16 protein-coding genes are annotated in these 18048 nt (G+C 73.4%); 6 read left to right on the top strand and 10 right to left on the bottom strand.

All coding sequences use genetic code 11. The features are described from left to right. The coding region (locus ACZ6QO_RS29335; RefSeq protein WP_465855239.1) for a condensation domain-containing protein at positions 1-2019 on the top strand (2019 nt) is incomplete at its 5' end. Next, on the top strand, positions 2016-2252 hold the full coding sequence (locus tag ACZ6QO_RS29330; protein ID WP_465855237.1) for an MbtH family protein: 237 nt from the start codon (positions 2016-2018) through the stop codon (positions 2250-2252). The genes ACZ6QO_RS29335 and ACZ6QO_RS29330, both read left to right, overlap by 4 nt. A 55-nt stretch (positions 2253-2307) precedes the next feature. Here ACZ6QO_RS29330 and entS read toward each other — a convergent pair whose 3' ends face one another. Then, complete coding sequence (gene entS, locus ACZ6QO_RS29325) at positions 2308-3615, bottom strand: enterobactin transporter EntS (RefSeq protein WP_465855235.1); 1308 nt, start codon at positions 3613-3615, stop codon at positions 2308-2310. A 138-nt stretch (positions 3616-3753) separates the two neighbouring features. Between entS and ACZ6QO_RS29320 the strand changes: the two genes are divergently transcribed. Next, complete coding sequence (locus tag ACZ6QO_RS29320) at positions 3754-4743, top strand: ABC transporter substrate-binding protein (RefSeq protein WP_465855233.1); 990 nt, start codon at positions 3754-3756, stop codon at positions 4741-4743. A 29-nt stretch (positions 4744-4772) separates the two neighbouring features. Here the strand turns inward: ACZ6QO_RS29320 and ACZ6QO_RS29315 are convergent, their stop codons facing one another. The 3 genes from ACZ6QO_RS29315 to ACZ6QO_RS29305 are packed head-to-tail and all read right to left on the bottom strand — an operon-like array spanning position 4773 to position 8153. Beyond that, complete coding sequence (locus ACZ6QO_RS29315) at positions 4773-5795, bottom strand: FecCD family ABC transporter permease (protein WP_465855231.1); 1023 nt, start codon at positions 5793-5795, stop codon at positions 4773-4775. Then, entirely contained in the window at positions 5792-6979 is a 1188-nt protein-coding gene (locus ACZ6QO_RS29310) for a FecCD family ABC transporter permease (RefSeq protein WP_465855229.1), read from the bottom strand. The genes ACZ6QO_RS29315 and ACZ6QO_RS29310 overlap by 4 nt, the downstream gene beginning before the upstream one ends. Position 6980: 1 nt before the next feature. Continuing rightward, positions 6981-8153: a siderophore-interacting protein gene (locus ACZ6QO_RS29305; RefSeq protein ID WP_465855227.1), complete on the bottom strand. Its 1173-nt coding sequence runs from the start codon at positions 8151-8153 to the stop codon at positions 6981-6983. A gap of 212 nt (positions 8154-8365) precedes the next feature. Here ACZ6QO_RS29305 and ACZ6QO_RS29300 point away from each other — a divergent pair, with 212 nt between their 5' ends. Together ACZ6QO_RS29300 and ACZ6QO_RS29295 are read left to right on the top strand one after the other, a co-directional pair. Beyond that, complete coding sequence (locus ACZ6QO_RS29300) at positions 8366-9010, top strand: TetR/AcrR family transcriptional regulator (protein ID WP_465855225.1); 645 nt, start codon at positions 8366-8368, stop codon at positions 9008-9010. 261 nt (positions 9011-9271) lie between these two features. Then, entirely contained in the window at positions 9272-11032 is a 1761-nt protein-coding gene (locus tag ACZ6QO_RS29295; RefSeq protein ID WP_465855223.1) for an FAD-dependent monooxygenase, read from the top strand. A 92-nt stretch (positions 11033-11124) separates the two neighbouring features. Here the strand turns inward: ACZ6QO_RS29295 and ACZ6QO_RS29290 are convergent, their stop codons facing one another. After that, the gene (locus ACZ6QO_RS29290) at positions 11125-12078 is read right to left on the bottom strand and encodes a helix-turn-helix transcriptional regulator (protein WP_465855222.1); all 954 of its coding nucleotides are present in this window, start codon (positions 12076-12078) and stop codon (positions 11125-11127) included. Between the two features lie 297 nt (positions 12079-12375). Between ACZ6QO_RS29290 and ACZ6QO_RS29285 the strand changes: the two genes are divergently transcribed. Then, positions 12376-12681 carry an SHOCT domain-containing protein gene (locus ACZ6QO_RS29285; RefSeq protein WP_465855220.1) on the top strand — a complete coding sequence of 102 codons (306 nt, stop codon included), beginning with the start codon at positions 12376-12378 and terminating at the stop codon, positions 12679-12681. 95 nt (positions 12682-12776) lie between these two features. Here the strand turns inward: ACZ6QO_RS29285 and ACZ6QO_RS29280 are convergent, their stop codons facing one another. From ACZ6QO_RS29280 to ACZ6QO_RS29260, 5 genes are all read right to left on the bottom strand, one after another. Beyond that, a complete protein-coding gene (locus ACZ6QO_RS29280; RefSeq protein WP_465855218.1) occupies positions 12777-13256 on the bottom strand; it encodes a DoxX family protein in 480 nt (159 codons plus the stop codon). Positions 13257-13754: 498 nt separating this feature from the next. Continuing rightward, entirely contained in the window at positions 13755-14576 is an 822-nt protein-coding gene (locus ACZ6QO_RS29275) for a cellulose-binding domain-containing protein (RefSeq protein WP_465855216.1), read from the bottom strand. A 459-nt stretch (positions 14577-15035) separates the two neighbouring features. Continuing rightward, positions 15036-16109, bottom strand: a complete 1074-nt coding sequence (locus tag ACZ6QO_RS29270) for a hypothetical protein (protein WP_465855215.1) — start codon at positions 16107-16109, stop codon at positions 15036-15038. Between the two features lie 59 nt (positions 16110-16168). Next, positions 16169-17287, bottom strand: coding sequence for a sensor histidine kinase (locus ACZ6QO_RS29265; protein ID WP_465855213.1), 1119 nt, complete (start codon positions 17285-17287; stop codon positions 16169-16171). After that, complete coding sequence (locus ACZ6QO_RS29260; protein WP_465855211.1) at positions 17284-17946, bottom strand: response regulator transcription factor; 663 nt, start codon at positions 17944-17946, stop codon at positions 17284-17286. The genes ACZ6QO_RS29265 and ACZ6QO_RS29260 overlap by 4 nt, the downstream gene beginning before the upstream one ends. Positions 17947-18048: the final 102 nt, after the last annotated feature.

Genomic DNA, 18048 nt, shown 5'->3' with positions numbered 1-18048 from the left:
ACCCTCGGCAATCCCACCGACCCCACCAGCCTCATCCACCGCCACACCACCCACTGGCAACACACCCTCGCCGACCTCCCCGAACAGATCCCGCTGCCCGCCGACGGGCCGCGGCGGGACGGCGCCGAGGGCGGCACGGCCGCGTTCACGCTGGACCGGGAGACGCGGGAGGCGCTGGCACGGCTGGCCCGCGCTCAGGGTGTGACGATGTTCATGGTGGTGCACGCCACGGTCGCCGCCCTGCTCACCCGCATGGGCGCCGGCACCGACATCCCCCTCGGCACCCCCACCGCAGGACGCGACCACGACACCCTCACCAACCTCGTCGGATTCTTCGCCAACACCCTCGTCCTCCGCACCACCACCCACCCCCACCACACCTTCACCCAACTCCTCCACCACACCCGCCACACCGACCTCACCGCCTTCGACCACGCCACCACCCCCTTCGACCACCTCGTCGAAACCCTCAACCCCCCACGCACCCCCGGACGCCACCCCCTCTTCCAAACCATGATCGCCTACCACCCGGGAGCAGCCCCGCTGCCCGCCCTGGGCGAGGTGACCATGGAGCCGTTGGAGACCGCCACCGGCACCGCGAAGTTCGACCTCGCCTTCGCCCTGGCAGAGGACGACCAGGACGGACGACCCGGAGGTCTCGCCGGATTCGTGGAGTACCGCGCCGATCTGTTCACCCCGGGTACCGCTCAGCGGATCGCGGACGCCCTCGCCGCGCTGCTCCGGCAGGTGGCCGCGAGCCCGGAGTTGCGCATCGCGGAGCTGGACCTGGACCTCGAAGGACTGCCGCCCGCACGCGTGGACGCCCCCGCCCCGGTCGAGGTCCGGCGCAGCGCGGCGGACCCCGAGACCGTCGACCGGCTGCGCGAACTGTTCGCGGAGGTGCTCGGCGTGCCGGAGGTGGGCTCCGACGAGGGGTTCTTCGAGCTCGGCGGGCATTCGCTGCTCGCCGCCAGACTGGTCGCCCGGCTGCGCGCCGAGATCTTCGTCCCGGCGGACGCCACGGGAACCCCCGCAGCGGACGCCGCGAAAACCCCCGCGACGGACGGCGAGCGAAGTCTGACCGTGCGGGCTCTGATGGAGGATCCCACCCCGGCGAGGCTCGCCGCCCGGCTGCGGCACGGCGCCGCGCAAGACGGGCGCACGGCCCTGGACGTGCTGCTGCCCATCCGGGAGGCCGGGGACGGGCCTCCCCTGTTCTGCGTGCATCCGCTGTTCGGGCTGAGCTGGTGCTTCACCGGCCTGGCCGGCCATCTGGACCGGCCGCTGTACGGGGTGCAGGCGGCCGGGCTGACCGACCCGGACGCGCGGCCGCGGACGCTGGAGGAGATGGCGGCGGGATACCTCGCCCACATCCGCCGGGTACGGCCGCGAGGCCCTTACCACCTGCTCGGCTGGTCGTTCGGCGGCGTGGTCGCGCACGCCATGGCCGCGCTGCTCCAGCAGCAGGGGGAACGGGTGGAGCTTCTGGCGATGCTGGACTCCTACCCGCTGCACCCCGGCGAGGAGCCGGAGGCCGGCGACGACGAGCGCGACGCGCTGCGCTTCCTGCTCCGGATGGCAGGCCTGGACATGGCCGAGCCTCCCGGCCGGGATGCCGTCGTGGACCTGCTGCGGCGGCGCGGAGGCCTGCCGGCCGGTCTGGAGCCGGGCACGGTGTCGGCGATGATCGACGTCGCGGTCCGGGCCGAGGACCTGATCCGGCCGGGGGTCCACCTGTTCTACCGGGGCGACCTGCTGTTCTTCACCGCGACCCGCGACAAGCCGGGGACCACGCTGAGCGCCGAACGCTGGCGGCCGTTCGTGGACGGGGTGATCGAAAACCACGACGTCGACTGCGAGCACTTCGAACTGGCCGACCCCGGCCCGCTCGCCGTCGTCGGGCAGGTGCTCCGCCGGTGGGACGTCCAGCACGGCCACCGGCCCCCGTCCAACGGCCGCCACACCGACCAGCACATCGACCACCACACCGACCAGCACACGAAGGAGTCACAGCCATGACGGCCACCAACCCGTTCGAGGACGCGGAGGGCACCTACCGCGTCGTGGTCAACGACGAGAACCAGCACGCACTGTGGCCATCGTGGGCCGCCGTACCCGCGGGCTGGTCGGGCGCGTACGGACCGGACGCGCGGGACGCCTGCCTGGCGTACGTGGAGGCCAACTGGACGGACATGCGCCCGGCGAGCCTGGCCGAGTCGATGCGCCGGACCGAGCCGCCCGCCGTGGACTGACACCTCGCAGTCCGCCGCGACGTCCCGCGACAGCGGCCCCGGCGCGGCACCCTGCTCACTCTCTCACCGGGTGCGGCTCCTCACCCGGTGTGACGGCGGACGCGAGCACCACCGGGCGAGCGCGGCGCAGAGCGGGAACGGCGGCGGCGACCGCGGCGACGCAGGCGACACAGGCCAGGCCGCCTCCGACGATGGCCGCGACCGGGGACGCCTGCCTGGCGACCAGCCCGGCCAGGACGTTGCCGACGGCGGGCCCGACCGTGGCCTGGGTGAGCCACAGCCCGCCGACCCTGCCGAGCAGGCGATCGGGCGTGCCGCCTTGCAGCAGCGCGCCGGCGAGCACCTCGGAGACCAGCTGCCCGACGCCGGACAGCGCGAGCAGCAAGAGGGCGACCGGCAGCGCGGTGCTCAGGCCGACCCCCACCATGGCCAGCCCCCACAGCAGGACGCCTCCGAGGAGCACCAGTCCGGGCCGCCGCACGCGGCCGGTCCATCCGCTGGTCATCGCCGCCAGGAAGGCTCCCGCCGCGGGCGCGCTGTAGAGGAGGCCGGTGACGGTCTCCGAGCCGCCGAAGCGGTCGGCGGCGAACTCGGGGAAGACGGCGTAGGGCATGGCGAACAGGCCGGCGCCGAGGTCGAGGGCCATCAGTCCGGCGATGAGCCGGTTGCCGCGCGCGAAGGCGAATCCCTCGGCGAGTGAGCGCAGCGGGTGCTGTGTCTCCGGAGTCTCCGAAGTCTCCGGATCCTCGTGGCCGCCCGCGGGACGCAGGGGCCGTACCCGGGCGAGCAGCACCGTGGTGACCACGGTGGTCGCGGTGGTCAGCGCGTAGCAGGCGGCCAGGCCGGGCCCTGCGATGATCAGTCCGCCCACCGAGGGGCCGACGACGGTGCCGAGCTGGGTGGTGACGGAGGTCAGCGCGGCCGCCGCGGCGAGCCGGTCACGGCCGACGAGGGACGGAGTGGCGGCCACGAGGGCGGTCTCGCTGATGCCGTCGGCCGCGCCGATGAGGGCCGCCGACAGGTAGATGACCCACAGGCGGGGCTCGGGCAGCACGGTGTTCAACGTGAGCGTCAGGAACCCGGCCGCCGCGGCCGAGCGCGACCAGACCAGGAGCCTGCGGCGGTCGAGCCGGTCGGCCAGCACACCGCCGAGCAGCGTGCAGACGAGCAGCGGTCCGGCCAGCGCCAGGCTGACCATGCTCACATGCAGCGACGACCGCGTCAGGCCGAAGATCTGGACGGCGAGCGCGACGCCGGTCACCCCGATGCCCGCCAGGGACACGAGGCGGGCGGCGAACACGTACCGGAAGTCACGGCTGGCCCGCAACGGGGTGATGTCGAGGGCGAACCGGGCTGGGGTCATGGGGGTTCCCTACACGAGTAAAAGTAAGGCAAGATTAACCTAATAAAGGTTAGCCTTACCTAACTTGATTGACGAGGAACATCCATGCCGAATCCAGGTCTCCGACCGACACGCCGCGACGTCCTCTCGGGAGGCGCCATGCTCACGCTCGGCGCCTTCCTGGCCGCCTGCGGCTCCGGCGGCAGCGGCGCGCCGGCGGCCGGGGGCAAGTCGTCCCCCGCGACCTCCGCCCCGCCGGCCGTGCCCTGGGAGTTCACCGACGACCGCGGCGCCAAGGCCACGGCCCCGGCCGTCCCCCAGCGCGTCGTGGCCTACGTCGGCGCCGCGGCCGCCCTGTGGGACTTCGGCGTCCGCTCCGTCGGCGTTTTCGGCTCCGCCACCCGCAAGGACGGTTCCAAGGACCCGCTGGCCGGCGACGTCGACCTGACCGCGGTGGAGTCGCTGGGCAGCGCGTACGGCGAGTTCAACGTGGAGAAGTACGCCTCGCTGCAGCCCGAGCTGCTCGTCACCACCGCCTTCAACGGCCTGGTCTGGTACGTCCCGGAGAAGTCGATGAAGGACATCGAGTCCCTCGCGCCGCTGGTGGCGGTCGAGGTGGCCAAGGACACCGGACTGCGCGAGATCGTCGCCAAGTTCGAGCGCCTGGCCGGGTCGCTCGGCGCCGACCTGAACGCTCCCGCGATCACCGGCGCGAAGGCGGCCTTCGAGGCGGCCTCGGCGAAGCTCGCCGGCACCGCCAAGACCAAGCCGGGGTTGAAGGTCGTGGCGATGGCGGGCGGACCCGACCAGCTCTGGGTCGCCCGGCCGGTGCCCGGCGGGTACGTCGACCTTGCCTACCTCGCCGAACTCGGCCTCGACCTGGTCAAGGGAGGCGGCGAGGACCCGATGTACGAGACGCTCAGCTGGGAGCAGGCGGGCAGGTACGAGGCCGACGTGATCCTCTACGACGCGCGCTCCCAGTGGCTGTCACTGGACGACATGAAGAAGAAGCCGACCTTCGCCGAGCTGCCGGCCGTGCGAGCGGGCCAGGTGATTCCCTGGCAGGTCGAGACGCCGTTCAGCTATCAGCGCCAGGCGGCGTGGCTCACCGCGCTCGACGCCCGCCTGTCCGCCGTCTCGGCTCTCTGACCCGCTCCGTCACCAGGTGATGACCGCCGTCATCGAGGGCGGGCACGGGCGAGCGACCACAGCAGGTACCCGCCGCCGACCGCCCCGGTGACGACCCCGGCGGGCAGTTGGGTGGGGGCCAGCAGTCGCTGCGCGGCCAGGTCGCTCACCGCCAGCAGCAGCGCCCCCAGCACGGCGCTGGACGCGATCGCGGGCCCGCTCGCGCGGGTCAGCCGCCGGGCGAGCTGCGGCGCGGTCAGCGCGACGAACAGGATCGGCCCGGTGGCGGCGACCGCGGTGGCGGTCAGGCCGACGGCGCCGGCCAGCGCGAGAAGGCGAGTGCGTTCGATGGGCAGACCGAGCGCGCGCGCCGCGTCGTCACCGAGTTCCAGCAGGGCGAGGCGCCGTCCGAGCAGCGCGAGAAGGGGAAGCATCGCCCCGCACGCCGCCGCGAGCGCGATCGCCTGCCCCCATCCGGCGCCGCCGAGGCTGCCCACCAGCCACACGGCCGCCTGGCCCGCGGCCCACAGATCGGCCCGGATGAGCAGGTAGGCGTTGACCGCGCCCAGCATGGCCGCCACGCCGATCCCGACGAGCACGAACCGGTCACCCCGGAGGCCGCCGCGGAACGCGAGCATGTACACCGCCACCAGGGCGACGACCTCGCCGGCGAAGGCGCCGCCCGCGACGAGCGTTCCCGAGCCGCCGAGCACGAGGATGGCGATCAGCGCGCCCGTGGCCGCTCCGCGGTCCAGCCCGATGATGTCGGGGCTGCCGAGCGGGTTGCGCGTGAGGCTCTGGGTGACGGCGCCCCCGGCCGCCAGGGCCGCTCCGGCGAGCAGGGCGGTCAGCAGGCGGGGCAGGCGCCGATGGAGGACGATGAACTCGGACGAGCGCGTCCCCTGCCCGGCCAGCGTCCGCACGACCTCGGCGGGTGACAGGACGTAGTCCCCGCTCCCCAGGCTCAGCACGGCCACGGCCAGTGCGGCCAGCAGGAGGACGGCCGTCACGGCGGCGGCGCGCGCCGGCACCCGGAACGACAGGCGCGCGGTGCGGAACAGCAGGGCGGTCACAGGCCACCCACCGTGCCGCGGCGGCGCACCAGGGCTATCAGCACCGGCGCGCCGGCGAAGGCGGTGACGACGCCGGCCTGGAGCTCCCCGGGACGCAACAGCACCCGGCCCAGGACGTCGCAGGCCACCAGCAGGATCGGGGCCAGAAGCATGGAGTAGGCGAGCAGCCATCGCCGGTCGGCGCCGCATATCGCGCGGGCCATGTGCGGCACGGCCAGGCCGAGGAACACGATCGGCCCCACGGCGGCGGTGGCGGCCCCGCACAGCAGCGTCACGGCGACCACGGCCATGACCCGTGCCCGGCCGACGCGCACGCCGAGCGAACGGGCGGCGTCGTCGCCGAGCGCCAAGGCGTTCAGCGCCGGGCCGAGGGCCAGCGCCGTGAGCGTGCCCGCCGCCAGGAACGGCCAGACGTGCTGGAACGTGGTCCAGTCGACGGCGGCCAGCGAGCCGACCGTCCAGAAGCGGAACCGGTGATAGGTGTCGGAGTCGGTCAGCAGGACGCCCCACACCACCGACAGCAGCGCGGCGTCGGCGGCGGCGCCCGCGAGGGCGAGCCGCACCGGCGTGGCGCCGCCCCTGCCCCGCGAGGCGAGCGCGTACACCAGGACGGCCGCCGCCGCCGCGCCCGCGAAGGCGAACCAGACCGATCCTCGCAGGTCGGTGAGCCCGAAGGCGGCGAAGGCGAGTGCGACTCCGGTGGAGGCGCCGGCGTTGACGCCGAGGATCCCGGGATCGGCGAGCGGGTTGCGCGTCAGCGACTGCATGACGGCTCCGGCCAGCCCGAGGGCCGCCCCGGCCGCCACGCCGACCAGGGTGCGCGGGATGCGCAGCTCCCAGATCACCGTGGCCTGACCGCCTCGGCCGAGCAGCGCGGCGGCGAGGACGGACGGGGACATCTCCGCCGATCCGAAGGCGACGCCGACCCCGGCGACCAGGACAAGGAGAAGCGCGCAAATGCCGAGCCCCACCCACCGCAACCCGGCCGGACGTGCCGACGACTTAACCCAGCGCGGCCCGGCGACCTGTGTCGGAGACTTCGCCCAGCGCCGGCCGACGGTGCTCTGGTCGGGACGCGGGGTGCCGTCCGGGCGGCTCTGGTCGGGACGCGGGGTGCCGTCCGGGCGGCTCTGGCCGGGGCGGCGGCGGTCGTCCGTCCCGCTCTGGTGGGGGTCACGGGTCATCTCAGTTGATCTCGGCGCGGCCCAGGCGCCAGTACCCCATGAACGCCACCGCGGCGCGGTCGACACCGAGCTCGCCCACCAGGTGACGACGCAGTTGCTTGACGACGCCCGCCTCCCCGGCCAGCCAGGCGTAGAAGCCGCCGGCGGCCGGGAGGTCGGAGTCGGGGACCTCCCAGAGGATGGCCGCGTCAACGTCCACATCGTCCAGCTCGTCCACATCGACCAGGTCGGGCAGGCCGTCCGGGTCGGCGGGCAGGTCGGGTGGGTCGTCTGAATCTCGCACGCCTTGCCGGTCTCGTACGCCGTTCGGGGCGGGGTCGGCGGGCGGGGGCGACAGGAAGGCGGCGGCGGCTTCGCGGACGGCGGCGGACAGGCGTTCGCCGTGGCCGTGTGCGCGCGTGCCCGCCGTGCCGCGCACCAGCCAGGTGACCCGCACACCGGCGGGCACCCTGACGGCGCGGATGTCCGCGGCGTCGGGCACCTCCATGACGACCTCCGCGCGGACGTGGCCGGGGATGGTCTCGGCGATCGCGCAGATCGCGGGCACGGCGGTCTCGTCTCCGGCCAGCAGCAGGCGGGTCGCGCCCGGCGGCGGGGCCCACTCGCGGCCGACGGCCGGGCCGCGATGGCGGGCGTCGGGGCCGATCACCACGAGCCGGTCCCCCGGCCGTGCCGAGGACGCCCACCGGGTGGCGGGGCCGTCGACGCCGTGCAGGACGAAGTCGACGTCCAGCTCGCGCGGGCCGTGACGTACGGCGCCGGCGGTGTAGGTGCGGACCGGGTTGCGGTCCTGCGGAGACAGGGTCCGCCAGTGCCGATACCAGTCCTCGCCCTCACGGAAGTGCGGGTATCCGCGGCCGGGGATCGGGAACACGAGCTTGATCCGCTGGTCGAGCCCGTGGTCGGCGAACAGGGCCAGGTCATCCCCGGTGAAGGTCACCCGGGTGAAGCTCGGGCCGATCTCCGTCACCCGTCTCACCCGCACGTGGAACGCCCGGTACGCGGGCACCTCTTCGGACTCGGCGTCTTCGAGGCGCTTCGCGGTGTTCCCGGACTCGTGACGCACCCAGGGGTCCTCGGGGTTCCCGGGATGGCGGCGCAGCCCCGAGTCCTCGGCGGCGCGAAGAACTTCGGGGCTCTCGGGATCCGCGGTCCGTTCGGTGCCGACGGGCATGGGTTGTCTCCTCCAGGTCTGCCTTTGACCTCAACTTAGCTTTGCCTAACCTAAGAACTCAACCCGGAGCGCTCCACCGCTCACCACTAAGGCCTTACGTCGGCGACCCCGACCGTTCACGACACCGACCGCTCATGAGTATCGGTGCGCGTGACGCAAAATTGCTGACTGCGCATCTTTTCTGATCGCGCATCTCTTGCTAGAGTCGTGCCGTGGACAGCGGACAGGACGGCGGCGCGGGGCTGCGAGAGCGCAAGAAGCGACAGACTCGCATCGCTCTGAGCTGGGCGGCCATCCGCCTCACCGTCGAGCGCGGGTGGGACGACGTCCGGGTGGAGGACATCGCCGCCGAGGTCGGGGTCTCCCCTCGCACGTTCAACAACTACTTCTCCAGCAAGGCCGAGGCGATCGCCTCACGGCATCTCGACCGCGCCCGGCTGATCGCGGAGGAGCTCCGCGCCCGGCCGGCGCACGAACCGCTGTGGGAGGCCGTCACCAACGCGGTGACGGCCCAGTTCGCCATGCAGGAGGGCACCACCAAGGTGGATGTGTCCCACGAACAGTGGATCGCCGGGCTCCGTCTCATGCTCGCCGAGCCGGCGGTGCAGGGTGAGTTCCTCAAGGCCGGCGCGGCCGCCGAGGCCGAGCTGGCCGCGGCGGTCGCCGAGCGCACGGGCACCGATCTCGACCGAGATCTCTACCCGCGCCTGGTGGCCCAGACGGTCGGGGCCGCGCTCACCGTGGCCATAGAGCACTTCATGCGCACCGATCCCCCCGTCCCGATGCTGTCACTGCTGCGCGACGTCATCGGGCAGCTCGCCGCAGGACTGCCCGTTCCCACCGCTCCGACCGTCTGATCCGTCTTCTTCGCACCACCTTCGCCGGCTCGGCCCGCTGAGCCGGTCGCTGATCCCGCACGCCCGGCCCCGTCCGGGTGACCGTTTCCACGGCGGCCGTCGGGCCGGACCCCACCGGTCCGCGCCCGCCATCGCCGCCCTCGGCGTCCCGTGGCGGTCTCCGGCAACCGCCCGGGGCCGGTGAGCGACGCCCGCACGCGCACAGAACGGCCGGTGCCACCGGCCTTGTTCGCCATGCCATCCGACCGCAAGGAGACTTCCATGTCCGAAGTTGTGCCAGAAACCGTGTCGCCGACGATGTCCGCGGATGTCGTCATCGCGGGAGCCGGCCCCAACGGGCTCATGCTCGCCTGCGAGCTGATCCTGGCCGGGGTACGGCCGCTGGTGCTGGAGCGGCTGCCCGAGCGCACCCTGGAGAACCGGGCCAACGGCCTGGTCGGCCAGGTCGTGCGGATGCTCGACCGGCGGGGCCTGTACGAGCGGCTGGGCGGCGCGCGTCCGCCGCGGCCGCAGCCGGCCTTCGTGTTCGGCGCGCTGCCGCTCGACCTCTCCATGCTGGCCGAGCAGGACAATCCGCTGTACATCCTCCAGGTGCCGCAGCGCCGCGTCGAGCAGGTGCTGGAGGAGCGCGCCGTCGAGCTCGGCGTCGAGATCCGCCGCGGGCACGAGCTGACCGCGCTGTCGCAGGACGCCGACGGGGTCACCGCCGAGGTGGCGGGACCGGACTGCGCCTACCGTCTTTCCGCCCGTTACCTGGTCGGGGCGGACGGCGGGCGCAGCCTGACCCGCAAGCTGTCGGGCATCGAGTTCCCGGGCGTGAGCCAGGACGACCAGGTCTCGCGCACCGCGCACGTGACCGCACCCGCCGAGCTCGTCGACCCGGTGACCGGCGCTCTGAACGTCCCCGGCCACGGGATCATCCCGCCGTTCCGGCACTACCGCACCGAACGCGGTCTTTTCGTGTTCGCCCCGTTCCCCACGGGGGCGCTGGTGAGCACCATGGAGTGGGGCCAGCAGCCGGACGAGACCGCGGGCCTGCCTGCGCTCACCCTCGCGGAGCTGCGCGACAGCGTCCGCCGCGTGCTGGGGGCCGATGTGCCGTTCGGGCCCCCGGAGGGCGAGGGGCCGCACCTGATCCGGCGGCTGACCGGCGGCAACACCCGCCTGGCCGCCAGATTCCGCGACCGCCGGGTGCTGCTGGCGGGCGACGCCGCTCACGTGCACAGCGCGATCGGCGGGCCCGGCCTCAACCTGGGCCTGCAGGACACGATCAACCTGGGCTGGAAGCTGGCCGCCGAGATCCACGGCTGGGCGCCGCCCGGGCTGCTGGACAGTTACGAGGCCGAGCGGCGGCCCGCGGCCGAGCGGGTCGTCATGCACACCCAGGCGCAGTCCGCGCTGATCGCTCCGGGCGGCAACGTCACGGCGCTACGCGAGCTGTTCGGCGAGTTGCTCCGCGACCCGCGCAACGCCCGGCACATCGCGGACACGATGGCGGGCGCGGACATCCGCTACGACATGGGCACCGCGAACACCCGCGGGACGGACGCGACGGACGCGACCGGCGCGGGGACGGATGCGGAGGCCGGCGGGACGGACGCGAAAGCCGGCGAAGCGCACCCGCTGGTCGGCCGGTGGGCTCCGGACCTGGTGCTGGAGACCGAGACCGGCCTGGTCCGGCTCGCCGAGCTGACCGCGGGCGCCCGGCCGCTGCTGCTGGATCTGACCGAGGACGCCTGGCCGGCGGAGGACTCCTCACGCTGGCGCGACCGGGTGGACGTCGTCGCCGCGCGCCTGGCGGATCCGTCCCAGGCGGCCGCCGCGGGTCTCACCGCGGCGGACGCCGGCCCCGGCGACGGCGCTCCGTTCACCGCGCTGCTGCTGCGTCCGGACTGCTACGTGGCGTGGGCCACCCATGCCGCACGTCCGGGTGAGGACGAGAGGGATGCGCTGCGTGCCGCGCTGTCGCGCTGGTTCGGCGCGCCGGTGGGTTCGCCGCAGACGGCAGGCGCGCCGCACTGACGCACCGGATCGGCGCGCCTGCCGGTTCCCTCCCGGCGGCCGGCGCCGCGCTGACGGCGTCGCCCGCCGCCGGGTGGACTACCGCCGGGGGCTCACCAGCGGGTCCGCAGGGCGGCGGTGGCGGGCGAGCCGCGTCCGGCCGCCACCGGAGGGACGGACAGGCCCGCCGTGACCTGCGGCTCGGCGGCCTTTTCCACCTTTGCCGGAGCATCGGTGCGGGCGATGTCCCTGGACACCAGGGCGGCGAGCATGCCGAGGGCGTGCTCGGAGGGGGTGCCCGGCTCGGCCTGCAGGATGACCAGCCGCTGACCGGGCGCGCTGTTCACCGAGAACGACTCGTAGGCCAGGACGAGCTCCCCTACGTCGCGGTGCTGGAAGTGCTTCCATTCCCGGCCGCCGCTGAGCACGTCGTGGCGGGCCCACAGCCGGCGGAACTCCTCGCTGTGCGCGGACAGCTCCTCGACCAGCTTGGGCAGGAACGGGTCGTCGGGGTCGGCGCCCGCCGCGGCGCGCAGCATCGCGGCCTTGTTGAAGGCGGTCTGCTCCCAGTCGAAGAAGAACTCGCGCGCGGCGGGGTCGAGGAAGGTCATCCGCATGAGGTTGTCGCGGTGGCCGAGGCCGGCGTACAGCGCGTCGGCCATCGGGTTGGCGGCGAGGATGTCCATGTAGCGTCCGTGCACGAACGCCGGGGTGGCCTGCCAGCTGTGCAGAAGCCGCACCAGGTGGGGGCCGGCCGCCTCCCGGCGGGCGGGCGCGGCCCGGTGCCGCGTCCGGGGGCGCGCGAGCCGGTACAGGTGCTCGATGGCGTCCGCGTCCAGGTCGAGGGCGTCCGCCAGAGCCTCCAGCACCTGCTCGGACGGGCGGCGCTCGCGGCCCTGCTCCAGCCTGATGTAGTAGTCGGTGCTGACCCCGGCCAGCATCGCCATCTCTTCACGGCGCAACCCGGGCGTGCGGCGGCGGCCGACCCGCCTCAGCCCGACCTCCTCGACGGCCCTGGATTCACGCCGGGCGCGGAGGAAGTCCCCCAGAAGACGGTCACTGTCCATTTCGTCACGTTACGACATCATTGCGGCCTTAGGGGGGGAGTGTTACACCCAGCTTAAATTCTCCCGGGTAGAGCGCGTCCTGGCAGGTCAAGGCATGGCGAAGCAGGATGAACCCATGCCTTTCCGCCGAGCGACCCGGCTCCATGGCGTTCCTCGATCGCTTCACATCGGAGCGATGGACGATCGCCGCGGCGTCCGCGGCCGAAGTTGCATCACTGCGGGCCGTGCGTTCCTCCTGACCGCCTCGCATCACGGCCCTCCGCTCCGACAGGCGGGTAGTCGAGAGAAGAGAAGATCATGCAGTTGTACCTTTATTGTTTCGCACTGGACAACTCAGAAGTGCTGCTCGCCGGGTTCAGCGCCGTCCTGCTCTGTGCGGCGGTCATCGGCGGTTTCAAGGTCATACTGCACGACCCGCTCGCCGACATGGTTCCCGCGGACCGCTCCTGTGAGGAGGACGTGCTGTTCCGGAGGTTCGCCGAGGGCGAGATCGACGACGACGAGTACCGTCACCACCGCGAGGCCCTGCGCGGCGCGCCGCGACCGCCGGTCCCCTGCGCCGCCGGCGTGAAGCTCGATGACGCGTCGACCGGCCGTCATTGACCCCCGGCCTCCGTCACGCACGGCCGAGCGACGACCCCGGCTCATCGGGGTGCGCGATCGCGCACCCCGATGAGCCGTCTCCATTGCCTGTTCCGTCACCTCGTCCGTGGTTGCACGACCGCGGCGGCCCCTTGGGCCAGCCCCCGCCCGGCCGCGAAGGCGCCCGCTTCGGCGCCCCGGTAGCGCTGGACGACCGTGTCCAGCGCCCACGCGCCCGGCCCGAGCACCGCGATGAGCAGGAAGGCCCAGCAGAACATCGCCGCGGCCTCACCGCCGTTGTTCAGCGGGAGCAGGGCCTGCGGCTGGTGCACCATGAAGTACGCGTACGCCATGGAGCCCGATGACAGCAGCGCGCTGACCCGGGTGAACAGCCCCACGAGCACCAGTGCGCCGAAGACGAGCTGGATGAGCGCGGCCCACCATCCGGGCCAGGTCGCGAGGGGTATGGCATGGCCGGAGCCGCGGTTGCCGCCGAGGACGCCGAACACCGACGACAGCCCGTGGCACAGGAACAGCAGACCCGTCACCGCGCGGAACAGCGAGAGCACCGGTCCGGCGAACCTGTCAACGTTCATGAGTCACCTCTTGGTCTCTGTGGCCGCCGCGCCGCGCGCGCACAGGCACCGAAAGGCCATGCGGGAACGCGGCCGGAGCGGCCGGGGTGGGGAACGGTTCTCGTGGCATGCCTCGGAACGGCCCCGCGTCGCGCGCACGCGGCGGGGTCCCGTCCGTCCACGAGAATGGAGTTCAGGGGGCAGGCGTCGCACGCCTGCCTTTCCGCTTGCCTCTTAGGTATCCCGTCCTTGGACCTCGAGAGCCTCGTCCGGCGCCGTCCACGAGTGGACCGGCCGGGCGAGCGCCCACCCCAGAATCCGGCCCTGGGTATCCCCAGTCAACGCCGGCGGGACAAGCCGGCGGAGCCGACTCGTCGGCCCCGTCCGGCTCTGTCCCAGCCGCACCGGCCGTGACCTGCCGTTCTGTGATCACGCGTGCGAACCGGCGCACGGCCTCCGGTTTGCAACGCTGTGAAAGTTTCCGCGAGAGGAATTTCTCGCAGTACAGTAAATCGTTCCTCAGTCCGTTGAGGGCGCGAACGTCACCGTGCAGGGAACGCCGTTGAGACGGAACCCGGTCGGCCTGTCGTTGGCGCCGCTGTAGGAGGCGTTGAAGCCGAACCTGAAGGTCTGGCCGGGCGCGAGCACCGGCTGCCAGTCCGGGTTGACGAACGAGACCCACGGCGGCGACTGCGTCGCGGTCGCGTTCCAGACGGTGGTGACCTGCTGGTTACCCGAGAAGGCGAGCTTCAGGGTCCAGCCGCTGACCGGAAGCGTGCCGGCGTTGGTGACGCGCACGGTCGCCGAGAAGCCGGTGCCCCAGTCGACCGCCGAGTAGGTCACCCGGCAGGCGGGAACCGGCGTGGGCGTGGGCGTGGGGCTCGGCGTGGGGCTCGGGCTGGGCGGCGGCAGGCCCTGCTGGGGCCGGGCGCTGTACAGCGGGGACGGGACGCTCTGGTTGCCCGCCGCGTCCTTGGCGACCACGTAGAAGGTGTAGAGCCTGCCCTGCTCCAGCCCCGTCGCGGCGTAGTAGGGCCGGTCGGCGTTGTAGGAGGTGACCGGCACCGTGGCGACGCGGACGAACACGTCGCCCTGCAGCATGTAGACGTCGTAGGCGACGACCGCGACGTTGTCGGTGGACGGCCTCCAGCAGAACGGCACCGCGTCGGTGTAGTCCGCCACGCACTCCCAAAGGCCGGTCGGCTGGGACGGCGGCTGGGTGTCGGCGAAGGTGGGCGCGGGCGAGGGAGGTGGGACGGGCGCCGCCGCGGCGGGCGAGGAGACGAGCGCGGTGAGCAGCGCCGCCGCCACGGCGACCGCCCAGCGTTCGATCAAACGCATGGGTCACCTTTCTGGGTCGGAGGTACGCGGGACGGCGCACCGGGTCGCGGCGGGACCGCGGACCGGCGGCCGGTGAAGGGTGCGCGGGGAGGGGACGCGGCCGGAATCCCGTACGGCGCGACCGCCGCCGTCGCTCCCCCGATGTGCGAGCAGGGGGCGAGACCACCCCCGTCGCATCAACGCACCCGCGCCCGAGAGGGTCAACCCCTCGGGCGACGAGCGGCGCGGCGGCCGCGCGTTCCGCGAGGACCCGCTGTACACCGGGTGAAATTTTCAGCCCCGCCGCGCGGTCCCCGCGGCTTCCCGGCGACCGGTCCCATGACACGGCGGCGGCAGAAGGCGCGTTCCGCGGACATGCTCCGACGGGAAGGCGCGGGGGCGGGCGGGGCGGCGGGCGGTCACCCGCCCGGCGGGGCGATCTCACGTGCGGCGGCGTCCGCGCGGGGAGGCGGGCCCCGGTCAGGGCAGGGTGATCGCCGCGGGCGCGAGCAGGGACCAGCTGCGCTCGTCCGCCCAGGTCGAGGAGGGGTCCACATAGTCCCGCAGCAGCTCGGTGAGCTCGGCGTCACCCCGGTCGTTGAGCTCGTTCGAGGCGAGCTTGCGAGCCACCCCGGCCAGGAAGTCGGCCATCTGCACCCGCGGGTCGGACTGCGAGTCCACCAGCCGCAGGCCGGCCAGCAGGCCGGGTGGCCCGCCGCCGGAGCCGGAGCCGGGGCCGGGGCCGGAGCCGGAGCCGGGGCCGGGGCCGGGGACGAGGCGCGCGCCGAACATCGCCCTCAGATGGGCGACGCGCTTCTCGGTCAGCGAGTTCTGCTGGTCGTGGACGATGGACACCGGCGTGAGGCCGCCGCTCCAGTGCACGACGGCGCGGGCGATGGCCGGGATCAGCGGATCGAGCGCGGGCACCGCGGCCGGGTCGCCGGCGAGCCCCAGCCGGAACTCCTCCGCGCGCGGCCGGGCCCGCAGGAACACGTCGAGGACCTGCCGGACCTCGCCTGGCGCGCCGGCGCGGCGCAGCGCGCCCACCACGCCGTAGAACGCCTCGACGGGGTCGCCCGCGTCGCCGCGTCGCCGGGTGCGCATCAGGTCGTTGGACGCCGTCACGAAGCCCTGCCAGCGCTCGGGGCCGAACGCGCGCCGGCCCTGGCGATAGAGGGTGAGCGCCATGGCCGCGGCGGCCGGGTCACCGCCCGGCCCCTCGCCGGGGAGGGACGGCTCCTGCCCTGCGAGCAGGTCGGCGACCCTGCCGACGGCGAAGAACGCCTTGTCGGTCAGGTGGACGTGGGCGTTGCCGTGGATCGGCCCCCACGGGCCGAGCAGCCACGCGAGCACCGGCCGGTGCTTGCCGCGCAGCAGGTGGTTGGCCTTGTACTCGGTCGCGGGCGAGCGTATGCGGCCGCGGATCTCCTCGATGGCGTCCGCGGCCGTCCCGGCGTCCAGTCGCACGCTCGCGTGGGCGAACACGTCGGTGTTCCCGCCGGCGAGATTCTCCCCCTCGGAGCCGGACTCGTCGCAGGCGATCTCGAGGCTCACGCCGCCATCATCATCGATGCGCGCGCGATCCACCACAGGGTTTCCGCCGCCCGCCGTCGTCAGGACACGGGGTGCGGGCGGGACGCGTGCGCGAACCGTACGGTGATGGACAGGCCGCCTTCGGGCCGTGCGCCGGCGGCCAGGGTCGCGTGGTGAGCCTGCGTGACGGCGTTGACGATGGCGAGCCCGAGGCCGTAGCCGTCGCCGCGGTCGTGACGATCGGGCGCCAGCCTCTGGAAGGGCTGGAACAGGCGCTCGACCTGGTCGCCAGGGATGACCGGCCCGCTGTTGGCGACCGTCAGGTCCACCTGCGCGCCGAGGGTCCGGGTGCTGATCGTCACATGACCGTCCGGGTGGTTGTGGCGGACGGCGTTGTCGACGAGGTTGGCGATGAGGCTCTCGATCAGCCTCGGGTCCCCGGCCGTCACCGCGGGCGTCAGATCTTCGGCCAGATCGACGCCCTTCTCCCTGGCCTGACGACGGCGGGAGGCGAGCACTCCCCCGGCGATGTGGGCCAGGTCGAGGGTGTCCCAGCGGGTGACGCCGCGCTCGCTGGTGGCCAGGGCGAGCAGTGCCTGCACTAGCCGTTCCTGGTGTTCGCCGAGAACGAGGGCCTCCCGGCAGACCGAACGCAGCGTACCGGCGTCGGCGTCGGGGTCGGCGAGGGCGACTTCGAGGAGGGTGCGCAGCCCGGCGAGGGGGGTGCGCAGCTCGTGGGAGGCGTTCGCCACGAAGTGGCGCTGAGCGTCGAAGGAGGCCTGGAGGCGGGCGAACAGGTCGTCGAGGGTGTGGCCGAGCTCGGTCAGCTCGTCCGCGGGCTCGCCGAGGTCCAGGCGCTGGTGGAGGTTTCCGCTGGAGATGATCCTGGCGGTGGCGGTGATGGCGCGCAGCGGGCGGAGGAACCGTCCGGCGACGAACCAGCCGAGGGCCAGGGCGACCGGAATGAGCAGGACCAGCGCGGCCGCCGATCCGGTGAGCAGGACGGGCAGGCCGAGCCCGGGCCCGGTACCCGTGGTCACGCTCGATGCGGGGTGGCCCGCGGGCCCTGCCGCATCGACGCTCGCGAGCCCGACGCCGACGAAGACGAGCACGAACACCGCGGCGGCGTAGATGCCCACCGCGTAGGCGAGCCCGAGCCGCGCCTGCAGGGACCTTCTGGCGAGTCGCGGGGAGGTCATGACGATCCGATGCGGTAGCCGCCTTCGCGGACGGTCTCGATCACGGGCGGGTCGCCGAGCTTGGCCCGCAACCGGTGCACGGCGTGCTTGACCGCGCTGGTGAAGGGGTCTGCCGCCTCGTCCCAGACGCGTTCCAGCAGTTCCTCGGCGGAGATGACCAGGCCGGGAACCGCGAGCAGGCATTCGAGCAGGGCGAACTCCCTGGCGCTCAGCTCAAGGCGCCGGCCGGCGCGGAAGGCGGTGCGGCGGGCCGGATCGAGAGTGATGTCCCCGTACGTCAGGGTGGGCGGCAGCGGTGGAGTGGCGCGGCGGGCCAGCGCACGGACGCGGGCGACCAGCTCGGCGAACGCGAACGGCTTGGGCAGGTAGTCGTCGGCGCCGAGGCCGAGCCCGTCGACGCGGTCCTCGATCGTGCCGGAGGCGGTGAGCATCAGCACGCGGGTCTCACAGCGGCCGTGGGCGAGCCGCCGGCAGATTTCGTCCCCGTGGACGCCGGGCAGGTCGCGGTCGAGGACCACCACGTCGTAGCGGGTGGCGGCCAGGCGTTCGAGGGCCGCGGTGCCGTCCAGCACGACGTCGACGGCCATGCCCTCGCGGCGCAGCCCGGTTCCGAGGGAGCGGGCGAGGATCTCGAAATCCTCCACTACGAGAACTCTCACCGCCGCTCACCGCCGGTCGTCGTGCGGGCGGGGCGGTCGCCGGGTCGAAAAGGCATGCTCCGACGATGCCAGATGCGAGGTCGCGGCCAGGTCGCGACCGCC

This window comes from Sphaerisporangium sp. NPDC049457 (assembly GCF_055586705.1).
This window is presented reverse-complemented; position numbering and strand designations above follow the sequence as displayed.